Source organism: Streptococcus pseudopneumoniae (genome assembly GCF_001072375.1).
Lineage (GTDB): Bacteria > Bacillota > Bacilli > Lactobacillales > Streptococcaceae > Streptococcus > Streptococcus pseudopneumoniae_L.
On the sequence record NZ_JVKV01000033.1, the window covers coordinates 25082 to 50536 of the forward strand.

Annotated in this window: 25 protein-coding genes, 1 pseudogene and 1 riboswitch; of the genes and pseudogenes, 17 read left to right on the plus strand and 9 right to left on the minus strand. The window is 39.7% G+C overall.

The features are described from left to right. Positions 1-23 precede the first annotated feature (23 nt). The 6 genes from efp to gatC form a co-directional block, all read right to left on the minus strand. Positions 24-584, minus strand: a complete 561-nt coding sequence (gene efp / locus ADH31_RS02855; protein WP_000568646.1) for an elongation factor P — start codon at positions 582-584, stop codon at positions 24-26. Between the two features lie 80 nt (positions 585-664). Next, positions 665-1792 carry an SPFH domain-containing protein gene (locus tag ADH31_RS02860; RefSeq protein WP_049508934.1) on the minus strand — a complete coding sequence of 376 codons (1128 nt, stop codon included), beginning with the start codon at positions 1790-1792 and terminating at the stop codon, positions 665-667. Between the two features lie 9 nt (positions 1793-1801). After that, on the minus strand, positions 1802-2758 hold the full coding sequence (locus ADH31_RS02865; RefSeq protein WP_049508935.1) for a zinc-ribbon domain-containing transport protein: 957 nt from the start codon (positions 2756-2758) through the stop codon (positions 1802-1804). 85 nt (positions 2759-2843) lie between these two features. Beyond that, positions 2844-4289: an Asp-tRNA(Asn)/Glu-tRNA(Gln) amidotransferase subunit GatB gene (gatB, locus tag ADH31_RS02870; RefSeq protein ID WP_049508936.1), complete on the minus strand. Its 1446-nt coding sequence runs from the start codon at positions 4287-4289 to the stop codon at positions 2844-2846. Then, positions 4289-5755: an Asp-tRNA(Asn)/Glu-tRNA(Gln) amidotransferase subunit GatA gene (gatA, locus tag ADH31_RS02875; protein ID WP_049508937.1), complete on the minus strand. Its 1467-nt coding sequence runs from the start codon at positions 5753-5755 to the stop codon at positions 4289-4291. The genes gatB and gatA overlap by 1 nt, the downstream gene beginning before the upstream one ends. Next, positions 5755-6057 carry an Asp-tRNA(Asn)/Glu-tRNA(Gln) amidotransferase subunit GatC gene (gene gatC, locus ADH31_RS02880; RefSeq protein ID WP_049508938.1) on the minus strand — a complete coding sequence of 101 codons (303 nt, stop codon included), beginning with the start codon at positions 6055-6057 and terminating at the stop codon, positions 5755-5757. Before gatC ends, gatA begins: the two co-directional genes overlap by 1 nt. A gap of 212 nt (positions 6058-6269) precedes the next feature. Between gatC and ADH31_RS02885 the strand changes: the two are divergent. The 4 genes and pseudogenes from ADH31_RS02885 (at position 6270) to ADH31_RS10300 (ending at position 9589) form a co-directional block, all read left to right on the plus strand. Continuing rightward, positions 6270-6955: pseudogene (locus tag ADH31_RS02885) on the plus strand (TIGR02206 family membrane protein). A 9-nt stretch (positions 6956-6964) separates the two neighbouring features. Beyond that, the gene (locus tag ADH31_RS02890; protein WP_049508939.1) at positions 6965-7657 is read left to right on the plus strand and encodes a TIGR02206 family membrane protein; all 693 of its coding nucleotides are present in this window, start codon (positions 6965-6967) and stop codon (positions 7655-7657) included. 242 nt (positions 7658-7899) lie between these two features. After that, positions 7900-9444, plus strand: coding sequence for a peptide chain release factor 3 (locus ADH31_RS02895; RefSeq protein ID WP_049508940.1), 1545 nt, complete (start codon positions 7900-7902; stop codon positions 9442-9444). Between the two features lie 10 nt (positions 9445-9454). Then, positions 9455-9589, plus strand: a complete 135-nt coding sequence (locus tag ADH31_RS10300; protein WP_275043521.1) for a hypothetical protein — start codon at positions 9455-9457, stop codon at positions 9587-9589. A gap of 416 nt (positions 9590-10005) precedes the next feature. On the opposite strand, the gene ADH31_RS02900 is transcribed toward ADH31_RS10300, so the two are convergent. From ADH31_RS02900 to trkA, 3 genes are all read right to left on the minus strand, one after another. Beyond that, positions 10006-10713 carry a CPBP family intramembrane glutamic endopeptidase gene (locus ADH31_RS02900; protein WP_049508941.1) on the minus strand — a complete coding sequence of 236 codons (708 nt, stop codon included), beginning with the start codon at positions 10711-10713 and terminating at the stop codon, positions 10006-10008. Positions 10714-11553: 840 nt separating this feature from the next. Continuing rightward, positions 11554-12993, minus strand: coding sequence for a TrkH family potassium uptake protein (locus tag ADH31_RS02910; protein ID WP_049508943.1), 1440 nt, complete (start codon positions 12991-12993; stop codon positions 11554-11556). Positions 12994-12996: 3 nt separating this feature from the next. Further along, positions 12997-14346, minus strand: coding sequence for a Trk system potassium transporter TrkA (gene trkA, locus ADH31_RS02915; RefSeq protein WP_045763705.1), 1350 nt, complete (start codon positions 14344-14346; stop codon positions 12997-12999). 393 nt (positions 14347-14739) lie between these two features. On the opposite strand from trkA, the gene ADH31_RS02920 reads away from it, so the two are divergent. The 13 genes from ADH31_RS02920 (at position 14740) to ADH31_RS02980 (ending at position 25281) form a co-directional block, all read left to right on the plus strand. Beyond that, on the plus strand, positions 14740-15243 hold the full coding sequence (locus ADH31_RS02920; protein WP_045763706.1) for a tRNA (cytidine(34)-2'-O)-methyltransferase: 504 nt from the start codon (positions 14740-14742) through the stop codon (positions 15241-15243). A gap of 48 nt (positions 15244-15291) precedes the next feature. Next, positions 15292-15510: riboswitch (FMN riboswitch) on the plus strand. A 157-nt stretch (positions 15511-15667) separates the two neighbouring features. Next, positions 15668-16231, plus strand: a complete 564-nt coding sequence (locus tag ADH31_RS02925) for an ECF transporter S component (protein WP_049508944.1) — start codon at positions 15668-15670, stop codon at positions 16229-16231. Beyond that, a complete protein-coding gene (locus ADH31_RS02930; protein ID WP_049508945.1) occupies positions 16221-16871 on the plus strand; it encodes a phosphatase PAP2 family protein in 651 nt (216 codons plus the stop codon). The genes ADH31_RS02925 and ADH31_RS02930 overlap by 11 nt, the downstream gene beginning before the upstream one ends. Before the next feature lie 27 nt (positions 16872-16898). Further along, positions 16899-17318 (plus strand): ParB N-terminal domain-containing protein, encoded by a 420-nt coding sequence (locus ADH31_RS02935; RefSeq protein WP_049508946.1) that lies wholly within the window; start codon positions 16899-16901, stop codon positions 17316-17318. Continuing rightward, positions 17293-17775 (plus strand): GNAT family N-acetyltransferase, encoded by a 483-nt coding sequence (locus tag ADH31_RS02940; protein ID WP_049508948.1) that lies wholly within the window; start codon positions 17293-17295, stop codon positions 17773-17775. Before ADH31_RS02935 ends, ADH31_RS02940 begins: the two co-directional genes overlap by 26 nt. Positions 17776-17968: 193 nt before the next feature. Continuing rightward, the gene (gene rplK, locus ADH31_RS02945; protein WP_001085808.1) at positions 17969-18394 is read left to right on the plus strand and encodes a 50S ribosomal protein L11; all 426 of its coding nucleotides are present in this window, start codon (positions 17969-17971) and stop codon (positions 18392-18394) included. A 96-nt stretch (positions 18395-18490) separates the two neighbouring features. Then, on the plus strand, positions 18491-19180 hold the full coding sequence (gene rplA, locus ADH31_RS02950) for a 50S ribosomal protein L1 (RefSeq protein WP_001085672.1): 690 nt from the start codon (positions 18491-18493) through the stop codon (positions 19178-19180). A 212-nt stretch (positions 19181-19392) separates the two neighbouring features. Then, positions 19393-21093 carry an acetolactate synthase large subunit gene (locus ADH31_RS02955; protein WP_049508947.1) on the plus strand — a complete coding sequence of 567 codons (1701 nt, stop codon included), beginning with the start codon at positions 19393-19395 and terminating at the stop codon, positions 21091-21093. Next, entirely contained in the window at positions 21086-21562 is a 477-nt protein-coding gene (gene ilvN / locus ADH31_RS02960) for an acetolactate synthase small subunit (protein ID WP_001253809.1), read from the plus strand. The genes ADH31_RS02955 and ilvN overlap by 8 nt, the downstream gene beginning before the upstream one ends. A 65-nt stretch (positions 21563-21627) precedes the next feature. After that, positions 21628-22650, plus strand: a complete 1023-nt coding sequence (ilvC, locus tag ADH31_RS02965; RefSeq protein ID WP_045763621.1) for a ketol-acid reductoisomerase — start codon at positions 21628-21630, stop codon at positions 22648-22650. 80 nt (positions 22651-22730) lie between these two features. Further along, positions 22731-23981 carry a threonine ammonia-lyase IlvA gene (ilvA, locus tag ADH31_RS02970; protein ID WP_045763620.1) on the plus strand — a complete coding sequence of 417 codons (1251 nt, stop codon included), beginning with the start codon at positions 22731-22733 and terminating at the stop codon, positions 23979-23981. A gap of 82 nt (positions 23982-24063) precedes the next feature. Then, positions 24064-24960 (plus strand): SPFH domain-containing protein, encoded by an 897-nt coding sequence (locus tag ADH31_RS02975; RefSeq protein ID WP_000243418.1) that lies wholly within the window; start codon positions 24064-24066, stop codon positions 24958-24960. A 105-nt stretch (positions 24961-25065) separates the two neighbouring features. Continuing rightward, complete coding sequence (locus ADH31_RS02980) at positions 25066-25281, plus strand: hypothetical protein (RefSeq protein ID WP_001140700.1); 216 nt, start codon at positions 25066-25068, stop codon at positions 25279-25281. Positions 25282-25455: the final 174 nt, after the last annotated feature.

Genomic DNA, 25455 nt, shown 5'->3' on the forward strand with positions numbered 1-25455 from the left:
GACCTCTTTCTAGTTTCTAGAGATTAGGCGCGAGAAACGTAAGTTCCTTCTGCAGTGTTGATAATCAATTTTTGACCTGCTTCGATGAAGTCTGGAACGTTCACAACAAGACCAGTTTCCATTGTTGCTGGTTTACCAGAACCTGTAACAGTAGCACCTTTGATAGATGGTTGTGTCTCAGCAACTGTCAATTCAACAGTAGTTGGTACAGTTACACCGATTACTTCAGTTCCGTAGAATTGGATTTTTACATCTGAGTTTTCAAGGATGTAAAGCAATTCGTTTTCAACATTCACAACAGGAATTTCGTATTGGTCGTAAGTTTCTGTGTTCATGAAGTAAGCTGTGTCGTCCATTTTGTACAAGTATTGAGCTGGAACTGTTTCGATGATCGCTTGCTCAAATTTTTCTTCTGGGCGGTAGCTTGTTTCAAAAGTTGAACCAGTGCGGACATCACGCAATTTCATACGCATGATAGTGTTTCCTTTACCTGGTTTGTGGTGGCTAGCTTCCAAAACGCGGATCAATTTTCCTTCAGCTGTTTCAAAAGTCATACCAGCCTTTAGTTTACTTGCTTCAATCATGTTTTTACCTCTTTAATAAATAGTTTACTCTTTATTGTACCATAAAATGCAATAATTCTCAAATATCAGATGAGCTTGAATTAGTTGACTGGTACGATATTTCCTTCTTCATCTTTGGTTACGAGAACATACTTACCGTCTACCTCGATGTAAAAGTTCTTGCTTGCAGTTTGCCCGTTATTTTGAACAGGGGCTTGAGTTTGGGCTTGTTGGTTGAGTTGATTGCCAAGTGTTTGTCCTAGATTCATTCCCATAATCATGTTCATACCATTGCCATTGCCTTCATTGTTAGCAGCAGCGATGAGAGCTTCATTACGAGCACGACGTTCTTCAATCTCAATCGTATTGTACTTCATAGCGACAAGCTCGCTATCAAGCTTACGGACAATATCTAAGCTTTCTTGATCATAGCTCAAATCTTCAAGTAGAATGTTGGTTGTTTCAATCCCATAAAGTCCTGCCCATACCTTGTTAACTTCTTGTTTTGCTAGCTCATTGAAAGTATCCTGATTGGCATTAAGGCTATAGATATCGACCTTGTTTTCATTGGTAAATTTAGCAATCGCAATAGCAATCTTTGGTGCGATATTTTGTCGAAGTGTTCCTTGAGCTACATTTTGCAATGTAAAGGCTTTATGGTCTTCAATTTGTTGACTGATGGAGCTGACATAGAATAGGACTGGATCAGCAACTTTGATATCAAACAAACCGTAGAAGCGGATGTTAAGTAATTGTTGATAACGTTCACTGAAGTATTCTACAGCATTCTGTGTACCGAATTTATTTCCGGCAACGGGTTGCATACGAATAAAGATGATTTCTTGTTGGGTAATGACTTGACCACCAAATGAGAAGCGATTTTTGAAATTTTCCCAAGTACCCTTTAGGCCACCTTTTTCAAGAAGCCAAGCATTGTCTCCAGAACGCCATTCGTGGCTACCAGCTTCTAAGACGTCTCCAAGGAAGGTGCCGTTGTTCACTAGAATAGCGACATAGCCTTGAGGAACAATAACGACACTACCATCTGTTAGTAGTCCAGTGTTTTGATTGCTTTGTCTAGATTTGCCATCTGGATCTTTTGAAAGAAGTTGGCCTTTAATGGCCAAAGCATCGGCTGTTAGGTTATTTGGAAGTACGATCGCTTCTTTAAATTTGCTATCGTTGAAACTATTAAGCCCTGAAGATAGGGCGGCACGAATAAATCCCATAATTTCCTCCTAATTATAAAGTTCGTCTTCATCCACAACTTCATAGGTATCAAGAACCCATTGGTTTGGACTACGTGTGAGATCAGCTCCGCAGTATTCACATTGGCTAATAGCTGAGATTTTAAGTGGAGCGCCACAGTTTGGACAGTGGTCGCTAACAGCTTCATCTTGAACATTGTTTTCGGTTTGGCTACCATGTTTGCGGATGAAGTTCATTTGATAAACTGTAAATAGATCTTGTTTAGGGTCTCCTTCGATAACCTTACGAGTCTCATCATCGATAACATAGTCTCTGAGTGTAGATGAAAGGATAACCACTAAAGTATCATTTCCATCTGGATTTTCGTAGAAATCTTTAATGCGGATATTTTCAACATAGACTTTTTCTAAAACATTGGTTGTTTTTGCCCGAATATGATCTTCGAGTTGAGTACTATGTTGGGAATAGAGACTAGTACTTTCGAGAGAGCGGACCAAATTCCAATCCTTTTTAGTCCAGGCTGCCTGCAACTGAATATAGACTTCTTTAACCCATGAAGCGAAGGCATCAGCATCAAAGTTTGGATCACAATATTTGACACGATTAACAGCTAGTGTGTTGTGTTCTACTCGGCGATGGCTAGGTGGATTATATCCAGTTGAACTGCCGTAAGACTTGCCAGAAGATGAATTCTGGTCGCTTAGATATTTGACGAACATGTAGAGTAAGAATCCTCCAACACCAAACATGATAAGCATGTTCATACCAGTACCTAAAGAACCACCTGAACTAGAGGAGCTACTTCCAGAGCGATAGCTACTTTTATAAGAGGAGCTGCGACTTGAGCTACTGCGGCTGCTACTTCTTGAACTGCTTCGGCTAGAGCTACCACTTCGCGAATGGCCAACGCCAGCATCAATTGAGTTAAATGGTGTGAAGAAGAACAACAATAAACAAGTGGCGAGAAGAGTATATAACTTTTTCATATGTCTCCTAACTATGTGAGTACAAAGTGCAAGGCATCAAGCAATGACTGACTTCATCAACTTGTGACAGTTATATTGAGATTGATTATTGATCGTTTTTCAACTTAGCCAATTCTTGGGCAAGTAGTTTAAGAGCGACTTGTGGGTTAGCTTGACCCTTGGTTGCTTTCATGAGGAATCCTGTGAAGGCCTTGTCAGCGTTACGTTTTCCTGACTTGAAGTCGGCAACAGCGGCTTCATTATCCGTAAAGACTTGATGAATAATTGGAATCAAAACATCAGGATCTGATATTTGAACTAAACCAGCTTTTTCTACGTATTCACGCGCTCCACCACCATTTTTAGCTAGGTGAACAAAGACTTTCTTGGCAATCTTAGACGAAATAGTACCGTCTTCGATGATGGCAATCATTTCTACCAAGTTTTCTGGTGTCAATTCGATTTGTTCCAGTGTCTTGCCTTCCGCGTTCAAGAATTGAGCGACTTCACCTTGGAGCCAGTTAGAAACTTGTTTAGCATCACCACCGAGGGCGACAGCTTTTTCAAAGAAATCAGAAGTGACTTTATTGGCAGTCAACTGGCTAGCATCGTAGTCTGATAATCCGAGTTGAGAGACATAGCGAGCACGGCGTTCTTTTGGAAACTCTGGCAATTCAGTGCGCATTTCCTCAATCCACTCATCTGAGATTTCAAAGAGTGGTAGGTCTGGTTCTGGGAAGTAGCGGTAGTCTGCAGCACCTTCCTTGACACGCATGAGGATAGTTGCTTTATTAGCTTCATCGTAACGACGTGTTTCTTGGCGGATTTGACCACCTGAACGAAGGATTTCAGCCTGACGTTGCACTTCGTATTCAAGACCTTTACGCACGTTTGAGAAGGAGTTGAGGTTTTTCAACTCAGTCTTGGTACCAAATTGCTCTTGACCATAAGGACGAAGGGAGATGTTAGCATCTACACGCATGGAACCTTCTTCCATCTTAACGTCAGAAATACCAGCGTATTGGATAACTTCCTTGAGGGCTGTAAGATATGCATAGGCTTCTTCTGGTGAGCGCATGTCGGCTTCAGATACAATCTCAATCAATGGCACCCCTTGTCGGTTAAGATCAACATAAGAGAAACCATCTGTTCCGTGAGTATTTTTACCAGCATCTTCTTCCAAGTGGGCACGCTCAATACCGATTTTCTTAGTTGTTCCGTCTTCTAGCTCCACTTCAATCCAGCCGTTATAACCGATTGGTTCATCAAATTGAGAAATTTGATAGGCTTTAGGATTATCTGGATAGAAGTAGTTCTTACGGTCAAAGTGCATCTTCTTGTGGATGTCCATGTTGAGGGCAAGAGCTGCTTTGATACCAGCATCGACAACACCCTTATTGAGAACTGGCAGTACGCCTGGGAAAGACCAGTCAATCACGTTTGTATTGGCATTTTGGTCATTTCCAAAGTGGGAAGAAGTAGGTGAGAAGATTTTTGAATTGGTGTTGAGCTCTACGTGGACTTCAAGTCCAATGACTGTTTCAAAGTTCATTAGTTATCACCTCCAAAAATCACGGGTTGTTGTTTGTGGTAGTCTGTTGTTGCTTCAAAAGCAGCAACAGCTTGGTAGATAGTCTCTTCTGAGTATTTAGGACCAATTAATTGTAGACCGACAGGTAGTCCTTGAGCAAATCCTGCAGGAATTGAAATTCCTGGGAGGCCTGCCAAGTTGACTGGGATTGTCAAGAGGTCTGCCAAGTACATGGCAACTGGATCGTGGTTGAGTGAATCCAAGTCAAAGGCTACGCTTGGAGCTGTTGGACCAAGGATGAGATCGTAATCTGCAAAGACTTTTTCAAAATCTTGGATGATGAGGGTACGAACTTGACCAGCCTTCTTATAATAAGCATCGTAGTAACCTGATGAAAGACTGAAAGTACCAAGCATGATACGACGTTTCACTTCGTTACCAAATCCTTGGCTACGAGTGTTAACGTAAATCTCGTCCAAGTTTTTAGCGTCTTCAGCACGGAAACCATAGCGGATACCGTCAAAACGTTGCAAGTTTGAAGAAGCTTCAGATGAAGCGATGATGTAGTAAACGGCAACTCCGTATTTAGAGTGAGGAAGGCTAACTTCTTCAACGATAGCACCAAGTTTTTCAAAGTGCTTAGCGGCGTTGAGGATAGTTTCCTTAACTTCTGAGTCAATCCCTTCACCAAGGTATTCCTTAGGCAAAGCAATTTTCATGCCTTTGATGTCTTGTCCGATTTTTGAAGTAAAGTCGGCAATGCGGACAGGAGCAGAAGTAGAGTCTTTTGCATCTTCGCTAGCAATAGCATTGAGCAAGAGCGCATTTTCCTTAACGGTAGGAGCAAAAGGTCCAATCTGGTCTAATGAGCTACCAAAGGCAATCAGACCGAAACGTGAAACTGTTCCGTAGGTTGGTTTGAGACCAACAATCCCGTTGAAGGCAGCCGGTTGGCGGATAGAACCACCAGTATCAGACCCAAGTGACAATCGGACTTGTCCTGAAGCTACAGAAGCTGCGGAACCACTAGATGATCCACCGGGAACCTTGCTGTGGTCCCAGGCATTTTTAGTTGCACCGTAGTAAGATGTTTCACCAGAACCACCCATGGCAAACTCGTCCATGTTGGTTTTCCCAACAACGATCATGCCCTTAGATTTTGCATTGGCAACAGCTGTCGCATCAAAGATTGGCTCGTAGTTATAAAGCATTTTTGAGGCTGCAGTTGTGAGGATGCCGTCTGTAGAGATATTATCCTTAACTGCTAGCGGAATTCCTGAAAGGACATTGTCAGCGTCTATTCCAGCTTGGTCAATAGCTTTGGCTTGAGCAAGAGCTTGATCTTCAGCGATAGTGACAAAGGCATTGATAGCTTCTTCACGCGCCTTGATATCTTCAAGCGTTGCTTGCGTTAGTTCGGTTGCAGAAATTTCCTTAGATACAAGGAGGGTGTGCAACTCTTCAATGGTTTTATTGTTAAAAGTCATTAGGCATCTCCTCCATCATCCAGGATAGCTGGTACCTTGATATAGTAATTGTCTTTTTCAGGTACATTTTTAAATAAGCGATCACGGTCAGTTCCTTCTTCGGCTACGTCTGGGCGAATAACGGTCTTGCGATCTGCCATGGTAGTCGTTGGTTCAACACCAGTAGTGTCGACTTCGCCGAGCAATTCGACCATATCAACAATCTTAGACAAGGTTGTCGCAAACTCAGCAGTTTCTTCTTCTGAGAATTTTAATTTTGAAAGATTGGCAACGTGTGTTACCTCTTCTTGCGTAATTTTCATCTTGCATCCTTTCGTGAAATGATGATTATTTATCTGTTCTATTTTACCATATTTTCCTATAAATAAGGTAAGTCAAGTTGAAAAGAAGTAGAAATTGAAAAAAGGATTTTAATTCGATATAATGGTTGAAAATAGAAGCAAGAACAGCATTGGTTTTTAGTCGGCAAACAAGATGGAGACATTTACCGATTCGAATAAGTTAAGGATGAAATATGACAATTTGGGAATTACTTTTTACCAGTAAAAAACAGTCCCTCCAGACTTGGGGACATGGTACATTTTGTTACCTACTTCTTTGCTAGTCATAGCTGCTCTATCAATTCGCTATGCCTCCTCTAAACCTTATCGAGATTTTTGGTATTGGGGTCAATTGATTCAACTGCTGATTATCAACGCTTGGTATATTTCGGCACGCCTGCCCTTGTCGGAGGCTCTCCCTTTTTACCATAGTCGCATGGCTATGTGGATGATTCTTTTTGCCCCTAATAAGACCTTTTTCAAACAATACTTTGCCTTGGTTGGAGTATTTGGTTCTATTATGGCTTTAGTTTATCCAGTTTTTTATCCGTTTCCTTTCCCTCATGTTTCCTCGGTCAACAATGTTTTCGGACACTGGGCCCTCTTGGCTAACTGCTTGATTTATCTTATTAGATATTATAAAGTTGAAAAAGGGGATACTTGGAAAATATGTCAGATGACCTTTGGTGTCAATGCAATTATCTTTCTAGCCAACCTCTTGACAGGAGGGAATTATGGCTTTTTGAGTAATCCCCCTGTGATTGGGGATCATAGCGCCTTGGTTAATTATTTGATAGTAACCAGTCTGATGACAGGAATCCTCATTCTCATCAATCAATTTGTTAAATATAAACTGAAGAATCGTCAGCTAATAAATTAAGGAGATCTTATGCATCATTTTATTACAAGAACCCAAACCACACCACCGCCTATTCCGATTTTTTGGTACGGTGTCATGATAGGCCTTCTTGCACTGTCTATCTATGGATCTCTTACTTACTACAAAAATCCCAAATTTGTTCGATTGTTTAAGTGGATTCAAATAGCGCAACTGCTAGCTCTTTACACTTGGTATATTGGTTTTAGTATTCCATTTTCAAATAGTTTACCTTTATACCATTGCCGCTTGGCCATGTTTGCAGTAGTTTTCTTGCCAGATAAATGGAAAACCAAACAGTATTTTGCCCTTATGGGAGCTAGTGGAGCAGTATTTGCCTTGGGTTATCCGGTTTTTGATCCATATGACTTTCCGCATATTACTAGTTTTTCATTCCTGATTGGACATTATGCTCTCCTGGTAAATTCACTTGTCTATCTCATGAACCACTACGATAAAACCCTCCTTAAAAAGTATCGCATTATCGCCTACACTTTTATTCTCAATCTATTTCTAGTTGGAGTTAATCAAGTCACAGGTGGAAATTACGGACTCTTGAATACCACGCCTTTTATCCCAGATGCTCCTATTTTGATAAAATACCTTTTGGTTTCAATCATTCTATATTCAGCCTTGGTGCTCTTTGATATCTTGTTTAAGAGACGCTGGCAAAAGAAAATGGCACTAGAATCAACTCTTTCATGATTTAGATTGTAAGCTAAAAGAAGATATAGAATTTGAGTCTACTAATCACAAAATACAAATTACAACATCCATTATTTAAAAGCAAGTCTATTATAGAGACCTGCTTTTTCTTGTGTAGGCGATTGAAAAACTCCCTAAAATCCGATATAATGGAGTGTTGAAAGGAATGTTAGAGTCCAATGTAGAAATAAGAAACACATACAAACATTCACTATTATCCTATAATCAAAGAAAGAGAACTTATGAACATTCAAGAAGAAATTAAGAAACGCCGTACCTTTGCCATCATCTCCCACCCGGACGCTGGTAAAACGACTATCACTGAGCAATTGCTTTACTTTGGGGGAGAGATTCGTGAGGCAGGTACTGTAAAAGGAAAGAAAACAGGAAACTTTGCCAAGTCAGACTGGATGGATATCGAGAAACAACGTGGGATTTCGGTAACTTCATCTGTGATGCAGTTTGACTATGATGGCAAACGTGTCAACATTCTAGATACACCAGGACACGAGGACTTCTCAGAAGATACCTACCGTACCTTGATGGCGGTGGATGCGGCTGTCATGGTTGTGGACTCTGCTAAGGGTATCGAGGCCCAAACCAAGAAATTGTTTGAGGTTGTGAAACACCGAGGCATTCCAGTCTTCACTTTTATGAACAAGCTTGACCGTGATGGCCGTGAGCCACTAGACCTCTTGCAAGAATTGGAAGAAGTCTTGGGCATCGCTAGCTATCCGATGAACTGGCCGATTGGGATGGGGAAAGCTTTTGAGGGACTCTATGACCTTTACAATAAACGCTTGGAACTTTACAAAGGGGATGAACGCTTTGCTAGTCTGGAAGATGGGGACAAGCTATTTGCTAGCAACCCATTCTACGAGCAAGTCAAGGATGACATCGAACTCTTGCAAGAAGCTGGGAATGAATTCTCAGAAGAAGCCATCCTTGCGGGTGAATTAACTCCAGTATTCTTCGGTTCAGCTCTTACTAATTTTGGGGTGCAGACCTTCCTTGAAACCTTCCTCAAGTTTGCTCCAGAACCACACGGTCACAAGAAAACAGATGGCGAAATTGTGGATCCTTACGACAAGGATTTCTCAGGATTTGTCTTTAAAATCCAAGCCAACATGGACCCTCGTCACCGTGACCGTATTGCCTTTGTCCGTATCGTGTCAGGTGAATTTGAGCGTGGTATGAGTGTTAATCTCCCTCGTACTGGTAAGGGTGCTAAACTGTCGAATGTGACTCAGTTTATGGCGGAAAGTCGTGAGAATGTCACTAATGCCGTAGCAGGAGATATTATCGGAGTTTACGATACTGGTACTTATCAGGTGGGAGATACTTTGACAGTTGGGAAAAACAAATTTGAATTTGAACCACTGCCAACCTTTACCCCTGAAATCTTCATGAAAGTTTCTGCTAAGAACGTTATGAAGCAAAAATCCTTCCACAAAGGGATTGAGCAATTGGTTCAAGAAGGAGCTATTCAGCTTTATACAAACTACCAAACGGGTGAATACATGCTTGGGGCCGTTGGTCAATTGCAGTTTGAAGTCTTCAAACACCGTATGGAAAATGAGTACAATGCAGAAGTGGTTATGAGCCCAATGGGTAAAAAGACCGTTCGCTGGATTAAACCAGAAGATTTGGATGAGCGCATGTCTTCAAGTCGAAACATCTTGGCTAAAGACCGCTTTGACCAACCTGTCTTCCTCTTTGAAAACGACTTTGCCCTCCGCTGGTTTGCGGACAAGTATCCGGATGTAGAGTTAGAAGAGAAGATGTAAATCGTTACAAATGACTAGCAACACAAAGTTGCTGTCATTTGACGGTAACCGCTATGGCGGTTTACCTAAACGCTTCACTAGGCAAAACCCACGAATGGTATCGATTCGTGGGTTTTACCGTCGTAACAGAAAGGAAGCGGACTAGCTAACTGCCTTACCAACTGCGTTTGGCAAATAAAATCGATTTGCCAAACTCCGTGTCGTAGTTCAGTAAATTTATGTGGTTGTATAACAATCTAAGTAACTAACGCCAAGTTTTTATGGACTTGGCTAGGCGCTCCACTAGTAAAGTTTTACGAATATTATCGATTCGTAAAACTTTACGTCGTGATGGGTAGAAAGTGGCCTGACTGCCCCACTAACTCATCGGCGAAAAATAATCGTTTTCGCCTCTTCGTATCGTAACATTTACGAGTGGCCTAGCTAACTACCTCACTAACTCCGTGTCGCAACTTCTCACACTTAATTCGTGTTTCGTTCTTAAATAGACAAAAAAAGACTAGAAATTAGATAGATTTCTAGTCTTTTTATTTTAAATTATATTAGTAGTGGAACCTTCATTTATTGAATGGCATCTATACCAACAACCTTGATAAGAATTGTCAGAAGGATAAGCATGAGAATGCTGACTCCATTAATTACTAAATGGAGGAAGATAGACATCTCTAGACGTTTGGTGCGATAAGCAGTCCAAGTTAGGACGGCAGACATCCAGCCATAGATCAAGAAAGAAGGTGGATTTGTTGGGGTATGTGCTATAGTGAAGATAAACCAACCGAAAATATACCCAATTTTTTTGTATCCTTCGAAGAGTTTATTAGGTATGATACCTCGACAGATAATCTCCTCACAAATAGGTGCCACTATTGCAATTAAGAAAAAGCTTGAAATGATAGAAGTTTCTGACATGAGGCTATTAATAGCCTCTTGATTCGAAGTAGTTGTTTGCTTCAGAAGTTGCAACCAAATCGCACCAATCATATTTCCAGCGACAACGGCTACATAACTAAGAGCGATTCGAGGGGCGTCATTAATAGTAAAGAGTTTCGATTTTAGGTTTAATAACTTACTTTTGTGAGCACCATATAAAAAGAGTGTAACAATAGCAGTAGATACAAACCCCACTATTAGAGATGACCATATAGATCCAAGCTGAGTTTTTTGAAGTAACATTAAAGTTACGATAGGAACTTGCGATAGGCACATAGCGACAAGAAAGATTCCTAGCCAAATCAATCGTTTACGATAATCTTTAAAAAATTCATTCATATATCTCCTAAAAAATTTTTATTAATTATAACATAATTATTGCAAGGATTCTATTTGTTACCATAAGAGGAACGTACAGACGACGAATAGAATATCCCGAATCAAATGACTGTAGAATGATACCTCCTGTCTCAAATTTTTGGGGAATAAAAAACTGAGAAATAGAGCACCAAGACCAATATAAAAAGCAATCGATAAAATGGTAATTGGATTACGTAGGAAGATTAAAATGGAAATGATGATGATGGAAAATCTCACTTCCTTGCTACTGGAATTTTTTTGTAACCTTCTCCATTTTTTCAAGGGGAGAAAGGTAACGATATCAACTCCAAAGAGAAAAAAGAAGGAGGGTAGGATGAGTTCCACGGCTTCTTTTTGAAGTAAGTTGACAGTAACGATAGTCTCTGATAGAACCAGCCCAACCCCGCAGAGGTTGACCATAATCATCATACTATAAAATAAAAAGATAAAGCGACTCCTGTCAATCAGTCTATCTCTTTTTAAGTTGTGACTAGATAAATAATGCATAAAGGCACAAGACCCAGATAAGCCCAATAAAGCCAGTAGAAAATAAAAACAGGATTGTTTGAGGGCCAGAGAGGTTCCAGACCAAAAGATACAACTACAAAGTGCCAGTTGGATTAAGGCAAAGAACAAGAGTAGTCGAATTGATTTTATGACTTTTTCCATAAAGTATCCCCTATATTTTTTTCTTATTATAGCTAAAAGATAGGAGAGAAAAGTCCTTAAATTCCCAATTGTCGATTTTTAGAGCTGACTTGTCTTTTGAAACTAAAAAATCCCCCTTCAAGGGTTCCTTGAAGAGAGGAGATAGGTGATCTAACGTTTAGACCAAGTGCGTTTCATAAAGAGTAGTATGATTGGATAAATTTCAAGACGTCCTGCAATCATTGCAAAAGATAGTAGAAGTTTTGAAAATGGACTAAAAATTGAGAAACTTGCAGTTGTTCCTAAAATAGGACCGATATTGTTAAAACAACTGAAAACAGCACTCGTAACAACCATTAAATTATTGGTATCTAAACTGACGATGAAAATCAAACTGAGTAGAATCATGATGTAAACCACAAAGTACTTCAGAATCTTGTGCTGAGTATCCTTATCAATAACCGTTTGATTAACCTGAAGGGTTAACACACGGTGAGGTGATATGGTAGACAAGACTTGATTTTTAGCAATTTTAGATAGGATGACTCCACGGATAACCTTGAGACCACCTGCAGTGGAGCCGGCAGAACCACCGATTGCCATCAGCATTAGCAAGATGTATTGAGAGAACAAAGGCCAGTTCGTGATATCTCCATATCCAAAACCGGTAGTGGTAATGATGTTAGATACTTGGAAGAAGGCCATCTCAAAGCTTTGCGAAACGCCACTATAGAGGTGGAGTGTGTTAAGCGTGATTAAGCCAGTTGATATGGCTACAATCAAGAGATAGGCTCGGAGTTCTTCATCAAAAAAGAATTCCTTGATACGACGGAGCATGAGGTAGTAGTAGAGGTTGAAATTGACACCAAACATCAAAACCCCGATACTTGTCAGATAGGTAATGAGAGAACTGTGATAGTGGGCAATTCCATCATTATAAACAGTAAAGCCACCTGTACCAGCAGTACCCATAGCGATGACAAAACTATCGTAGAGTGGCATCCCAGCAAGGTAATAAATAACCACAAAGAGGGCAAACATAGCCAGGTAGAGGATATAAAGGATTTGAGCTGTATTTTTTAGCTTAGATACAACCTTACCAAATACTGGTCCAGGAACCTCTGCCTTCATAACCTCTAAGTGACTGTTTTTTGCATTGTCCATGATAGCTAGGGCAAAAACCAGCACCCCCATCCCTCCGATAAGGTGAGTAAAACTCCTCCAAAATAGAAGGGAACGGCTTAAGACAGAAACATCATTTAAAATGGTTGCTCCCGTTGTTGTGAAGCCAGAACTAATCTCAAAGAAGGCGTCTATCATATTGGGAATTTGTCCTGAAAAGACAAAGGGAAGGGCACCAAAGAATGACCAGAGAATCCAACAGAGAGCTACAATTAAGACCCCTTCTTTTGCATAGATTCGCTGTTTTTTAGGCTTACTGATAATTCCCAGAAGACCTAGAACAACAAGGATTCCGATGGTAGAGAAAAGAGCTGTAAAAAATTGACTCGATTCTCGATAATAAATAGCAATGCTAACTGGAACTAAGAGTAGACTAGCCTCGATCAAGAGTAGCTTTGCAAGAAGAAATCGTACCATACTTCTATTCATAGCTTACCTCTCTAACAGATCATAGATCTTGGTGATATTTGATAGTAGTGTGATGACAACTAACTTATCACCGACTTGAAGGCTATCTTCACCAGTTGGGAAGATTGTTTTTCCATTGCGGATAATAGCAGCAATTAAAATATCTTTTTTGAGTTTCAATTGAGACAAAGGTTTACCAGTCATCTTGTTAGCTTCCTTGATAAGGAATTGAAGAGTTTCAACCTGTCCATTTGCTAGGTGGTGCATCGCTTGAAGGTCTGAATACTGGGCATTGGCACGACCATGGATAAAGTGCATAATCGTATCAACAGCGATGGTTTTTGGTGTGATGATACTAGAAAACTCAGGTGCATGGATAATCTCTAGGAGACTAGTTCGATTGACCTTAGTAATGTTTTTCTGAACACCAACACTATCCAAGAACATAGATGTAATAATGTTTTCTTCGTCAACTCCAGTAAGGGTTGCGACAGCATCGTAGTGTTGGGCACTTTCTTCTAGGAGAATATCTTTTGCAGTCCCATCCCCTTGGACAATATAGAGTTTTGGATATTTTTGACTGAAAAATGCTGCCCGATCTGGATTGAGTTCAATGACCTTGGTATCAATACGGCTATCTTTCAAAATACCAACAAGGTAGTAGGCGATTTTGCCGGCTCCGATAATGAGTAAACTCTTAACGACACGAGATTTGACATAGTTATGAAAAAGCATCATATCGACACGATGACCTGTTACAAAGATACGGTCTTTATCTTCTAAAATAAGGTCGCCACTAGGGATCATCAGTTTATGATCGCGCTCAATAGCACAGACAATCACATTACCAAACTTTTTCCGGAAGTCTGCGATAGACATCTGACAGATATTGCTATCCTTACGGACAACAAATTCCATCAAACTAACCAAACCACCTGCAAAACGCTCAACAGAAAGAGCGTTTGGGAAGTCGATGATGTTAGCAATAGCACGAGCCGCTAGGAGTTCTGGATTGACAATGAGAGAAAATCCGAGAATATTTTTTTCTTTAAAGTAAGGGTTGGAATACTCAGGATTGCGGACACGGACGATGGTTTCTTTAGCCCCCATCTTTTTAGCTAAGACAGCAGAGACCATATTGACCTCGTCATATTGAGTCATAGCAATGAAAATATCGCAGTCTTGAACATTGGCAGCTTCTAGCATGGCAAAGTCAGCCCCATTACCTGCAATTCCAATAATATCAAAACGGCTTGTCATGTAATTAAGAACTGTTTCGTTCTGTTCAATTAAGACAACATCATGATTGTCAGCGACAAGTGAACGACAAAGGGCAGAACCAACTTTCCCCCCTCCGACAAGAATAATCTTCATGTTATATAACCTACTTTTTCAATATGTATCTATCATACTCTTTTTTAGAATAAAATGCACTCGGCAACCGACTCTTTTCATTATTAGGGTGGAAAATTGTCTCATTGATAATCTTACTTGTTCAAAATTTAAAATATAAATCAGCTATTTTCGTCTAATTCTAATGAATACAGAAGTATTTTTAACTAATGCAAATATGTTTGTAAAAAAATTGAAAAAATCAAGTCATTTCTATTGACAATCAAGCTGAAAGTGATATACTAAAACAGTAGTTTCGCTGATTTACTTCAAACCTGTTGTGAGGTAAGTTAACGATGCCTTAACCACGCTGTTTGCTGAGCTAGACTCCGGGCAGTGTGGCTATTTTTTTGCACTAGTGAGAGGAAACGAGGCATGGCAAATCACATTGTATTATTTGAACCCCAAATTCCACAAAATACGGGTAATATTGCTCGTACCTGCGCAGCAACGAATGCGCCCCTTCATATTATTAAACCGATGGGCTTTCCTATCGATGACCGTAAGATGAAGCGAGCAGGTCTAGATTATTGGGACAAGCTTGAGATTCATTTTTATGATAGTTTGGCTGATTTTATGGAAAAAATGGATGGTCAGCTCTACTTGATTTCCAAGTTTGCAGAAAAAGTCTATTCAGATGCAGATTTCACGACAGAAGGAGATCATTATTTTCTTTTTGGGAGAGAAGATAAGGGCTTGCCTGAGGAATTTATGCGTGAGCATCCAGAAAAAGCTCTCCGCATTCCCATGAATGATGAGCATGTTCGTAGTCTCAATGTTTCAAATACAGTTTGTATGATTGTTTATGAGGCACTTCGTCAACAAAACTTTGCGGGCCTAGAACTGGTTCACACTTACGAAACAGATAAGTTGAAATAAACACTTAGATAAAATGCTTGCGCTTGCAAGCTTTTTTTGTTATCATAAAGGGGTCTTCAGGGCTGGGTGAAATTCCCGACCGGCGGTAAATTTGACTAGCTATTTTAGCTTTCTCGTCGTTGTCTTGTCTCGATATACTTTAAGTATTATCTTCGACTACGACGCCTAGATAAATCTAAAATATCTTAGCCAAATAAGTCCGCGAGCGCAAGCTGATGTGGTGAGATTCCACAACCGACAGTATAGTCTGGATGGGAGAAGACGAAAGAATGGCTTTGTCTATTCTAATTGATTTTTTATAGGTAAATTGCAACCGCTTGCTAAAAAAGAGTGAGGGGGAACTTTTGGAATATAAAAATAAAGGATAGATAGAGGAATCCTTTCCAACTTCTTCTGATTTTATAGAAAATTGGAGGAACCTGTTATGACAAACACACGTCGACTTTCGACCATTGCAATTTTATCAGCACTTTCATTTGTGTTGATGTACTTTGACTTTCCGCTTTTGCCAGCGGCATCATTCTTGAGGATTGAGTTCAGTATTTTACCGGTCCTTGTGGGCTTGGTAATCTTGGATTTACCAGCAGCTTTTGGAGTGCTTTTCCTTCGGTCCTTGTTGAAAATCCTTCTGAACAATCAAGGGGTTAGTACCTATATTGGTTTACCGATGAATATTGTTGCCTTGGGAGTCTTTGTACTTGCTTTTGGTTTGATTTGGAAAAAAGAGCGAACAACCATGCGTTTCGTCCTAGCTTCACTAGCTGGTACGCTTGGTTTGACTCTAGCTATGCTAGTTCTAAACTATGTTTATGCTGTTCCTTTGTACGCTAAGTTTGCTAATTTTGATATTGAGAAAATCTTAGGATTGAGCAACTACCTGATGACTATGGTTTTGCCTTTTAATCTGATTGAAGGTATTATCTTTGCCATCTCTTTCTGGTTGTTGTTTGTCCTTTTGAAACCAACTTTAAAATACTATGAAAGATAAACAAACATTTATGATGAAGGGCTCTTTTGCCCTTTTACTTTTTATGATTATTGGCTATATTGTCAAGTTTTATCCAGAAATGCTGGTCAGTTTTGATCAGCCGATTCAGACTGCCATTAGAGGTGATTTACCTGAGACCTTAACGCTTCTTTTTCGGGCAATTACGCACTTAATTGATATCCCAGTCATTATTAGCTGGGTTTTAATTGTAGCTTTTATATTTTATCGTAAGCAATGGAAGATGGAAAGTTATCTCATGCTGGGGAATTTGACTTTAGCTGGAATCTTAATTGTAACTTTTAAAAATATCTACCAACGACCACGACCAGAAATTCTACACTTGGTAGAAGAAAAAGGTTTTTCTTTTCCAAGCGGACATTCTCTGGCAGTAACGATTATGGTTGGAACTTTGATTGTGATTTTAAGTCAAAGGATTAAGAATACAGTCTGGAGAAAAATCGTTCAAATCTTGCTAAGTTTATACATCGTCAGTGTATTGGTATCAAGAATTTATCTGGGAGTTCACTACCCGTCAGATGTGATTGCCAGCCTTTGTGTAGGCCTAGGAGTTTTGTTTATGGAGTTTCCTTTCTACGATAAACTGCGTTTTCAATGGCGCTTCAAAGGAAAGCAGAAGTAGGCATTAACCCTTCTTGAGGAGGAAGAAATGGAAGTCAACATAAAAGATCTTCATCCGAGTCAACTATACTTATCAGAAAAGAAATTACAAGATATCCAGATGCTTTATCAATCGGTAGAAAAGCACAATATCAATCCAATCAGTGTTCTTACATTTGGAGATTATTTGTTGATTACAGACGGGCATCACAGGGCTTATCAGGCTTTATTGATAGGCCAGAATACGATTTCTGCTGAGTGGGATAGAGATGGAGGTGATGAACTCTATCAACTCTATGCGCAAGCTTGTGAGAAAAGAAGGATATGCTCTGTTCTGGATTTAAAAAATCATATCTTACCTCAAGATGAGTATGAAGCAAAATGGTATAACTGGTGTGATGGGTTTAATCAAGCAGCGGAGCTAATATTTGGATTAGAAAATGATGACAAAAATCATTCAGATAGATGATTCCTTGCGTCTAGTTCCCTATTTTTTAGCAGATCATCAGGATGCAGCTTTGGCCTGGTATCAAGATGTGGATTTGGTGGAACTTGTAGACGGTATTAGAATACCTTATAGTTCAGAAAAATTAAATGCCATGTATTCCTATTTAGAAAGACACGGGGATTTGTTCTGGATTGAGTTTCGAGAAAAGGGAGAGTGGCTTCCAATTGGGGATGTAACCTTATCTCAGGGAAATCTTCCTATTGTGATTGGCAATCCAACTTATCAACATCAAGGACTTGGACGCAAGGTTTTGAAGGCTTTGATTGATCTAGCTCGGCAAAAGGGTTGGAAACAATTGAAAGTTCAAGAAATCTACACTTTCAACCGTATCTCTAGAAGATGTTTTGAGTCTCTTGGATTTGTGGAAAGTGGTACTACTGAAAATGGAGTGAGTTTTGTACTGACTTTGATTGAATGAATTCACTCCATCGTGATAGAAGATTCTAAAGATTGATTTCACCAAAAAATTGTAACAGAAAGAAATATCAAAAATAAAAATTTCTCTTGCATTTTTTAAAAAATAGTGTATAATAGATGGGTATGTGTAAAGCATACTTGTGGGAGGTAAAAATCTCTAAATTACCGCCAAAACCACAAAGGAGGATTTAAAAATGGCTAAAAAAGTCGAAAAACTTGTAAAATTGCAAATCCCTGCTGGTAAAGCTACACCAGCTCCACCGGTTGGACCTGCTCTTGGTCAAGCTGGTATCAACATCATGGGATTCACAAAAGAGTTCAACGCTCGTACTGCTGACCAAGCTGGTATGATCATTCCAGTTGTTATCTCAGTATACGAAGACAAATCATTTACTTTCGTTACAAAAACACCACCAGCTGCTGTTCTTTTGAAAAAAGCTGCAGGTGTTGAAAAAGGATCAGGTACACCTAACAAAACTAAAGTTGCTACAGTTACTCGTGCACAAGTACAAGAAATTGCAGAAACTAAGATGCCAGATTTGAACGCTGCAAACATTGAGTCTGCAATGCGTATGATCGAAGGTACTGCTCGTTCTATGGGATTCACTGTTGTTGACTAATCAATAACATCCCTATATAACCCGCAAGACTTCATCATTTCGAGAAGTGACGTGGGAGATGAAAATCGATTGAACCACTTACAAGGAGAATAGAAAATGGCTAAAAAAAGCAAACAACTTCGTGCTGCTCTTGAGAAGATCGACAGCACAAAAGCATACAGCGTAGAAGAAGCTGTAGCTCTTGCAAAAGAAACTAACTTCGCAAAATTTGACGCAACTGTAGAAGTTGCTTACAACTTGAACATCGACGTTAAAAAAGCTGACCAACAAATCCGTGGAGCAATGGTATTGCCAAACGGTACTGGTAAAACAGCTCGCGTTCTTGTATTTGCACGTGGTGCAAAAGCTGAAGAAGCTAAAGCTGCTGGTGCAGACTTCGTTGGTGAAGACGACCTTGTTGCTAAAATCAACGACGGTTGGTTGGACTTCGACGTAGTTATTGCTACACCTGACATGATGGCTCTTGTTGGACGTCTTGGACGTGTCCTTGGACCTCGTAACTTGATGCCAAACCCTAAAACTGGGACTGTAACAATGGATGTTGCTAAAGCAGTTGAAGAGTCTAAAGGTGGTAAAATCACTTACCGTGCAGACCGTGCAGGTATCGTACAAGCCATCATCGGTAAAGTTTCATTTGAAGCTGACAAGTTGGTTGAAAACTTCAAAGCATTCAACGAAACAATCCAAAAAGCTAAACCAGCTACTGCTAAAGGAACTTACGTAACAAGCTTGACAATCACAACTACTCAAGGTGTTGGTATCAAGGTTGACGTTAACTCACTTTAATTAGTAATAATTTAACATGAAAGGTTGAAGACAAGTTTGTCTCAACCTTTTTTCTATTAAAAAAATAAAAATACGTATAAACTTTCTAATCTATTTGATATTGTAAAGTATCTAGATAGAAAATTCAGAAAATTTGCTCTTTTCCCTTGAAAATTTTTGAAAAAATGGTATCATAGTAACAAGCTATTTTTAAGAGAAGAGAAAGGGGAACGATGGAGAAAATCATTTTAGACTCACCTAAGTCGGGATCGGATCTTGTTTTGGAAACACTTCGTGACTTGGGAATCGATACGATTTTTGGTTATCCTGGTGGAGCGGTACTTCCTTTATATGATGCTATTTATAATTTTAAGGGAATCCGCCATATTCTAGGTCGCCATGAGCAGGGCTGTCTTCACGAAGCTGAAGGTTATGCTAAGTCAACAGGAAAACTGGGTGTAGCAGTTGTCACAAGCGGACCAGGAGCTACAAATGCCATTACAGGGATCGCAGATGCTATGAGCGATAGTGTTCCCCTTTTGGTCTTCACAGGACAAGTTGCAAGAGCGGGAATCGGTAAGGATGCTTTTCAAGAAGCTGATATCGTTGGTATCACCATGCCAATCACTAAGTACAATTATCAGGTTCGAGAAACTGCGGATATTCCACGAATTATTACAGAAGCTGTGCATATTGCGACTACAGGTCGTCCAGGGCCAGTCGTCATTGACCTACCAAAAGATGTTTCTGCGCTTGAGACAGACTTCATTTACTCTCCAGAGATAGATTTACCAAGTTATCAGCCAACACTTGAGCCAAATGATATGCAAATCAAGAAGATCTTGAAGCAACTCTCTAAGGCTAAGAAGCCAGTTTTGTTAGCTGGTGGTGGAATTAGCTATGCTGAGGCTGCAGGGGAGTTAAATGAATTTGCAGAGCGTTATCAAATTCCAGTTGTGACAAGTCTTTTGGGACAGGGAACAATTGCAACTAGCCATCCACTGTTTTTGGGAATGGGCGGAATGCATGGTTCCTTTGCAGCAAATATTGCCATGACTGAGGCTGATTTTATGATTTCTATTGGTTGCCGCTTTGATGACCGTTTGACTGGAAATCCTAAAACCTTTGCTAAGAATGCAAAAGTAGCGCATATTGATATCGATCCTGCAGAGATTGGTAAGATTATCGCAGTTGATATTCCAGTTGTCGGTGATGCGAAAAAGGCTTTGCAGCAGTTACTAGCTGAGCCAATCGTTCGTAACAATACTGAAAAGTGGATTGAAAAAGTTACCAAAGATAAGAATCGTGTTCGTTCTTATGATAAGAAGGAACGTGTGGTTCAACCTCAAGCAGTTATTGAACGCGTCGGTGAGTTGACCAATGGCGATGCCATTGTCGTAACAGACGTTGGACAACACCAAATGTGGACGGCTCAATATTATCCTTACCAAAACGAGCGTCAATTGGTAACATCAGGTGGTCTAGGAACTATGGGATTCGGAGTCCCAGCAGCTATTGGTGCTAAGATTGCTAATCCAGATAAAGAAGTTGTTCTCTTTGTCGGAGATGGCGGTTTCCAGATGACCAATCAAGAATTGGCAATCTTAAATATTTACAAGATTCCAATCAAGGTCATCATGCTTAATAACCATTCACTCGGGATGGTTCGCCAGTGGCAAGAAGCCTTCTATGATGGTCGAACTTCAGAGTCGGTCTTTGATAGCCTTCCAGATTTCCAATTGATGGCTCAAGCCTATGGAATTAAGAATTATAAGTTTGATAATCCTGAAACTCTTGAGAAGGATTTGGAAGTCATCATGGAAGATGAACCAATGTTTATTGAAGTAGACATTTCTCGGAAAGAACATGTTTTGCCGATGGTACCAGCTGGTAAGAGTAATCATGAGATGTTGGGGGTGAAGTTTAATGCGTAGAATGTTAACAGCCAAACTTCAAAACCGTTCAGGTGTTCTCAATCGCTTCACAGGAGTCTTATCGAGACGTCAAGTCAATATCGAAAGCATTTCTGTTGGCGCAACGGAAAATCCTAATGTGTCACGAATTACCATTATCATCGATGTTGCCTCACATGATGAGGTGGAGCAAATCATCAAACAACTGAATCGTCAGATTGATGTAATTCGTATTCGTGATATTACGGATCAGCCCCACTTAGAACGAGAAGTAATTCTTATAAAGGTTTCAGCGCCTGCTGAAAAACGTGCAGAAATTTTGGCTATCATCCAACCTTTCCGTGCAACAGTAGTCGATGTAGCTCCAAGTTCCATTACCATTCAGATGACTGGGAATGCAGAAAAGAGTGAAGCCTTAATTCGAGTGATTCGACCATATGGTATTAAGAATATCGCTCGTACGGGTGCAACTGGATTTACCCGCGACTAAAAATCCAACCTCAATTTGTTAAACTAGCCTAATAGGCAATAAAAATAGAAAAGAGAGAAAAAACTATGGCAGTTCAAATGGAATACGAAAAAGATGTAAAAGTAGCAGCACTTGACGGTAAAAAAATCGCCGTTATCGGTTATGGTTCACAAGGTCATGCTCACGCTCAAAACTTGCGTGATTCAGGTCGTGATGTGATCATCGGTGTACGCCCAGGTAAATCTTTTGACAAAGCAAAAGAAGATGGTTTTGATACATACACAGTAGCAGAAGCAACTAAGTTAGCTGATGTTATCATGATCTTGGCTCCAGACGAAATCCAACAAGAATTGTACGAAGCAGAAATTGCACCAAACTTGGAAGCTGGAAATGCAGTTGGTTTTGCACATGGTTTCAACATCCACTTCGAATTCATCAAAGTTCCTGCAGATGTTGATGTCTTCATGTGTGCTCCTAAAGGACCAGGACACTTGGTACGTCGTACTTACGAAGAAGGATTTGGTGTTCCAGCGCTTTACGCTGTCTACCAAGATGCAACAGGAAATGCTAAAGACATCGCTATGGACTGGTGTAAAGGTGTTGGTGCAGCTCGTGTAGGTCTTCTTGAAACAACTTACAAAGAAGAAACTGAAGAAGATTTGTTTGGTGAACAAGCAGTACTTTGTGGTGGTTTGACTGCCCTTATTGAAGCTGGTTTTGAAGTCTTGACAGAAGCTGGTTATGCTCCAGAATTGGCTTACTTTGAAGTTCTTCACGAAATGAAATTGATCGTTGACTTGATCTACGAAGGTGGATTCAAGAAAATGCGTCAATCAATTTCAAACACTGCTGAATATGGTGACTATGTTTCAGGTCCACGTGTAATCACTGAACAAGTCAAAGAAAACATGAAAGCAGTTCTTGCGGACATCCAAAATGGTAAATTTGCCAACGACTTTGTAAATGACTACAAAGCTGGACGTCCAAAATTGACTGCTTACCGTGAACAAGCAGCTAACCTTGAAATTGAAAAAGTTGGTGCAGAATTGCGTAAAGCAATGCCATTTGTCGGTAAAAACGACGATGATGCATTCAAGATCTACAACTAATTTTTAAGAATATAAACAGAAGGCGAGTTGGGGGGAACCTAACTCGCTTTTTATTTTGAAAACTCATCGAGGAGGAGATTATGCTAAGTGCAAAAGATGTGGTGAAAGCCCACAAGGTTTTGAGTGGTGTAGTAGCCAATACGCCACTTGACTACGACCATTATTTATCCGAAAAATACGGAGCGAAAATTTATCTTAAAAAGGAAAATGCTCAACGTGTCCGTTCTTTTAAAATTCGTGGGGCTTATTACGCAATTTCCCAATTGACAAAAGAGGAACGTGAACGTGGTGTAGTGTGTGCTTCAGCGGGAAATCACGCTCAAGGAGTTGCCTACACATGTAATGAGATGAAGATTCCTGCAACAATCTTTATGCCAATTACGACACCTCAACAAAAAATTGGTCAGGTTCGTTTTTTTGGTGGTGATTTTGTAACCATTAAATTAGTAGGGGATACTTTTGATGCTTCAGCCAAGGCTGCTCAAGACTTTACCGTAGCTGAAAATCGTACTTTTATTGATCCCTTTGATGATCCCTATGTTCAAGCTGGTCAGGGGACAGTAGCCTATGAAATTTTAGAAGAAGCTCGTAAAGAATCTATTGAATTTGATACTGTCTTGGTACCTGTTGGAGGCGGAGGTCTCATTTCAGGTGTTTCTACTTATATTAAAGAAACAAATCCTCAGATTGAGGTCATCGGAGTAGAAGCTGAAGGTGCTCGTTCGATGAAGGCTGCCTTTGAAGCTGGAGGACCGGTTAAACTTAAAGAAATTGATAAGTTTGCGGATGGGATTGCAGTGCAAAAAGTAGGACAGTTGACCTATGAAGCAACACGCAAACATGTAGAAACTCTTATCGGAGTGGATGAAGGTTTGATTTCTGAGACCTTAATTGATCTCTACTCTAAACAAGGTATCGTAGCAGAACCTGCGGGTGCTGCTAGTGTTGCAGCCCTAGAAGTATTATCAGACTATATTAAGGGCAAGACCATTTGTTGTATCATTTCTGGAGGGAATAATGACATCAACCGTATGCCAGAGATGGAAGAACGTGCCTTGATTTATGATGGTATTAAGCATTACTTTGTAGTGAATTTCCCACAACGTCCGGGAGCACTTCGAGAGTTTGTAAATGATATCTTAGGACCTCATGATGATATTACTCGTTTTGAATATATCAAACGAGCTAGCAAGGGAACTGGTCCAGTACTAATAGGGATTGCACTTGCTGATAAACATGATTATGCGGGATTGATTCACCGGATGGAAAAATTCGACCCGTCTTATATTAACTTAAATGGGAATGAAACCCTATATAATATGCTTGTTTAATATGCTATGAAATTTTTATCATATTATTTGCCTAACCTATTTACTAGTGCTATAATGTAAGTGAAGAAAGGGGGAGATTCCCATGGTTTTAAAAGTTATACTTGTTCTAATTATTCTAATGCTTATTGTAGGAGCTATACTAATGAGCTCAATCTATGTTGTTCGACAACAATCAGTAGCTATCATTGAACGATTTGGTAAGTATCAAAAATTGAGCAATAGTGGTATTCACCTAAGAGCACCATTTGGGATTGATAAAATTGCAGCTCGTGTACAACTGCGTCTCTTGCAAAGTGAAATCGTTGTGGAAACCAAGACTCAAGATAACGTATTTGTGACGATGAATGTTGCGACACAGTACCGAGTAAATGAACAAAATGTTACAGATGCTTACTATAAACTAATGAGACCTGAGGCTCAAATCAAATCTTATATTGAAGACGCATTGCGCTCATCAGTTCCTAAGTTAACTTTGGATGAATTGTTTGAGAAAAAGGATGAAATTGCATTAGAAGTTCAAAAACAAGTAGCGGAAGAAATGTCAACGTATGGGTACATTATCGTCAAAACGCTCATTACCAAAGTAGAGCCGGATGCGGAAGTCAAGCAATCGATGAATGAAATCAATGCTGCTCAACGTAAGAGAGTAGCAGCACAAGAATTGGCCGAAGCAGATAAAATTAAGATCGTAACAGCGGCCGAAGCAGAGGCAGAAAAGGATCGCTTACATGGTGTGGGGATCGCAGAGCAACGAAAAGCAATTGTTGATGGACTTGCTGATTCTATTAAAGAGTTAAAAGGAGCCAATGTTGAATTAACTGAAGAGCAAATCATGTCAATCTTGTTAACTAACCAGTATTTAGATACATTGAATAATTTTGCAGAAAAACAAGGTAATAATACAATTTTCTTACCAGCAAATCCTAACGGAGTTGAAGATATACGAACCCATATATTATCGGCTTTGAAAGCTAAGTAAATGTAATCTTAACGTCTTATTTGATTGGATATATGTTTTTTTATTGACAAATGCCATAAAAACGTATACAATTAAATATCGTAAAGAATAAAATAGGAGAAAAACATGGCTAAGACTAACTTTGAAAAAGTAGAATCAGTTGTTAGCTGGGTTCGTGATAAGAAGATCACTGGTTATCGTATTTCTAAAGAAACGAATGCACGTGAAATGTCTATCATTGCTCTAGCTCAAGGACGTGCAAAAGTTAAAAATATTTCCTTTGAAACAGCCCTTGGATTAATTGATTTCTATGAAAAAAATCATGAAAAATTTGAAGATTAATCTTTGGATACAAGCAGACTCTAATTAGGGTCTGCTTTTATTTATGGAACGGCGAAATAGCCATGCTATGACCTGCTCAACAAATCTATTTGTTAGAATGAACTAGGTTGACAGGGAGCTGAGTGATCTCATACTCTTCGAAAATCAAATTCAAACCACGTCAGCTTCGCCTTG

Coding starts and splice junctions, on each gene's coding strand:
- ADH31_RS10300 (WP_275043521.1), top strand. CDS start 9,455: ATGACTAGCAACACAAAGTTGCTGTCATTTGACGGTAACCGCTATGGC.
- gatA (WP_049508937.1), bottom strand. CDS start 5,755: ATGACTTTTAACAATAAAACCATTGAAGAGTTGCACACCCTCCTTGTA.
- gatC (WP_049508938.1), bottom strand. CDS start 6,057: ATGAAAATTACGCAAGAAGAGGTAACACACGTTGCCAATCTTTCAAAA.
- ADH31_RS02920 (WP_045763706.1), top strand. CDS start 14,740: ATGGCAAATCACATTGTATTATTTGAACCCCAAATTCCACAAAATACG.
- ADH31_RS02935 (WP_049508946.1), top strand. CDS start 16,899: ATGGAAGTCAACATAAAAGATCTTCATCCGAGTCAACTATACTTATCA.
- ADH31_RS02910 (WP_049508943.1), bottom strand. CDS start 12,993: ATGAATAGAAGTATGGTACGATTTCTTCTTGCAAAGCTACTCTTGATC.
- ADH31_RS02955 (WP_049508947.1), top strand. CDS start 19,393: ATGGAGAAAATCATTTTAGACTCACCTAAGTCGGGATCGGATCTTGTT.
- ADH31_RS02890 (WP_049508939.1), top strand. CDS start 6,965: ATGCATCATTTTATTACAAGAACCCAAACCACACCACCGCCTATTCCG.
- ilvA (WP_045763620.1), top strand. CDS start 22,731: ATGCTAAGTGCAAAAGATGTGGTGAAAGCCCACAAGGTTTTGAGTGGT.
- gatB (WP_049508936.1), bottom strand. CDS start 4,289: ATGAACTTTGAAACAGTCATTGGACTTGAAGTCCACGTAGAGCTCAAC.
- ADH31_RS02925 (WP_049508944.1), top strand. CDS start 15,668: ATGACAAACACACGTCGACTTTCGACCATTGCAATTTTATCAGCACTT.
- ilvC (WP_045763621.1), top strand. CDS start 21,628: ATGGCAGTTCAAATGGAATACGAAAAAGATGTAAAAGTAGCAGCACTT.
- ADH31_RS02980 (WP_001140700.1), top strand. CDS start 25,066: ATGGCTAAGACTAACTTTGAAAAAGTAGAATCAGTTGTTAGCTGGGTT.
- ADH31_RS02930 (WP_049508945.1), top strand. CDS start 16,221: ATGAAAGATAAACAAACATTTATGATGAAGGGCTCTTTTGCCCTTTTA.
- efp (WP_000568646.1), bottom strand. CDS start 584: ATGATTGAAGCAAGTAAACTAAAGGCTGGTATGACTTTTGAAACAGCT.
- ADH31_RS02895 (WP_049508940.1), top strand. CDS start 7,900: ATGAACATTCAAGAAGAAATTAAGAAACGCCGTACCTTTGCCATCATC.
- ADH31_RS02860 (WP_049508934.1), bottom strand. CDS start 1,792: ATGGGATTTATTCGTGCCGCCCTATCTTCAGGGCTTAATAGTTTCAAC.
- ADH31_RS02865 (WP_049508935.1), bottom strand. CDS start 2,758: ATGAAAAAGTTATATACTCTTCTCGCCACTTGTTTATTGTTGTTCTTC.
- ADH31_RS02940 (WP_049508948.1), top strand. CDS start 17,293: ATGACAAAAATCATTCAGATAGATGATTCCTTGCGTCTAGTTCCCTAT.
- ADH31_RS02900 (WP_049508941.1), bottom strand. CDS start 10,713: ATGAATGAATTTTTTAAAGATTATCGTAAACGATTGATTTGGCTAGGA.
- rplK (WP_001085808.1), top strand. CDS start 17,969: ATGGCTAAAAAAGTCGAAAAACTTGTAAAATTGCAAATCCCTGCTGGT.
- rplA (WP_001085672.1), top strand. CDS start 18,491: ATGGCTAAAAAAAGCAAACAACTTCGTGCTGCTCTTGAGAAGATCGAC.
- ADH31_RS02975 (WP_000243418.1), top strand. CDS start 24,064: ATGGTTTTAAAAGTTATACTTGTTCTAATTATTCTAATGCTTATTGTA.
- trkA (WP_045763705.1), bottom strand. CDS start 14,346: ATGAAGATTATTCTTGTCGGAGGGGGGAAAGTTGGTTCTGCCCTTTGT.
- ilvN (WP_001253809.1), top strand. CDS start 21,086: ATGCGTAGAATGTTAACAGCCAAACTTCAAAACCGTTCAGGTGTTCTC.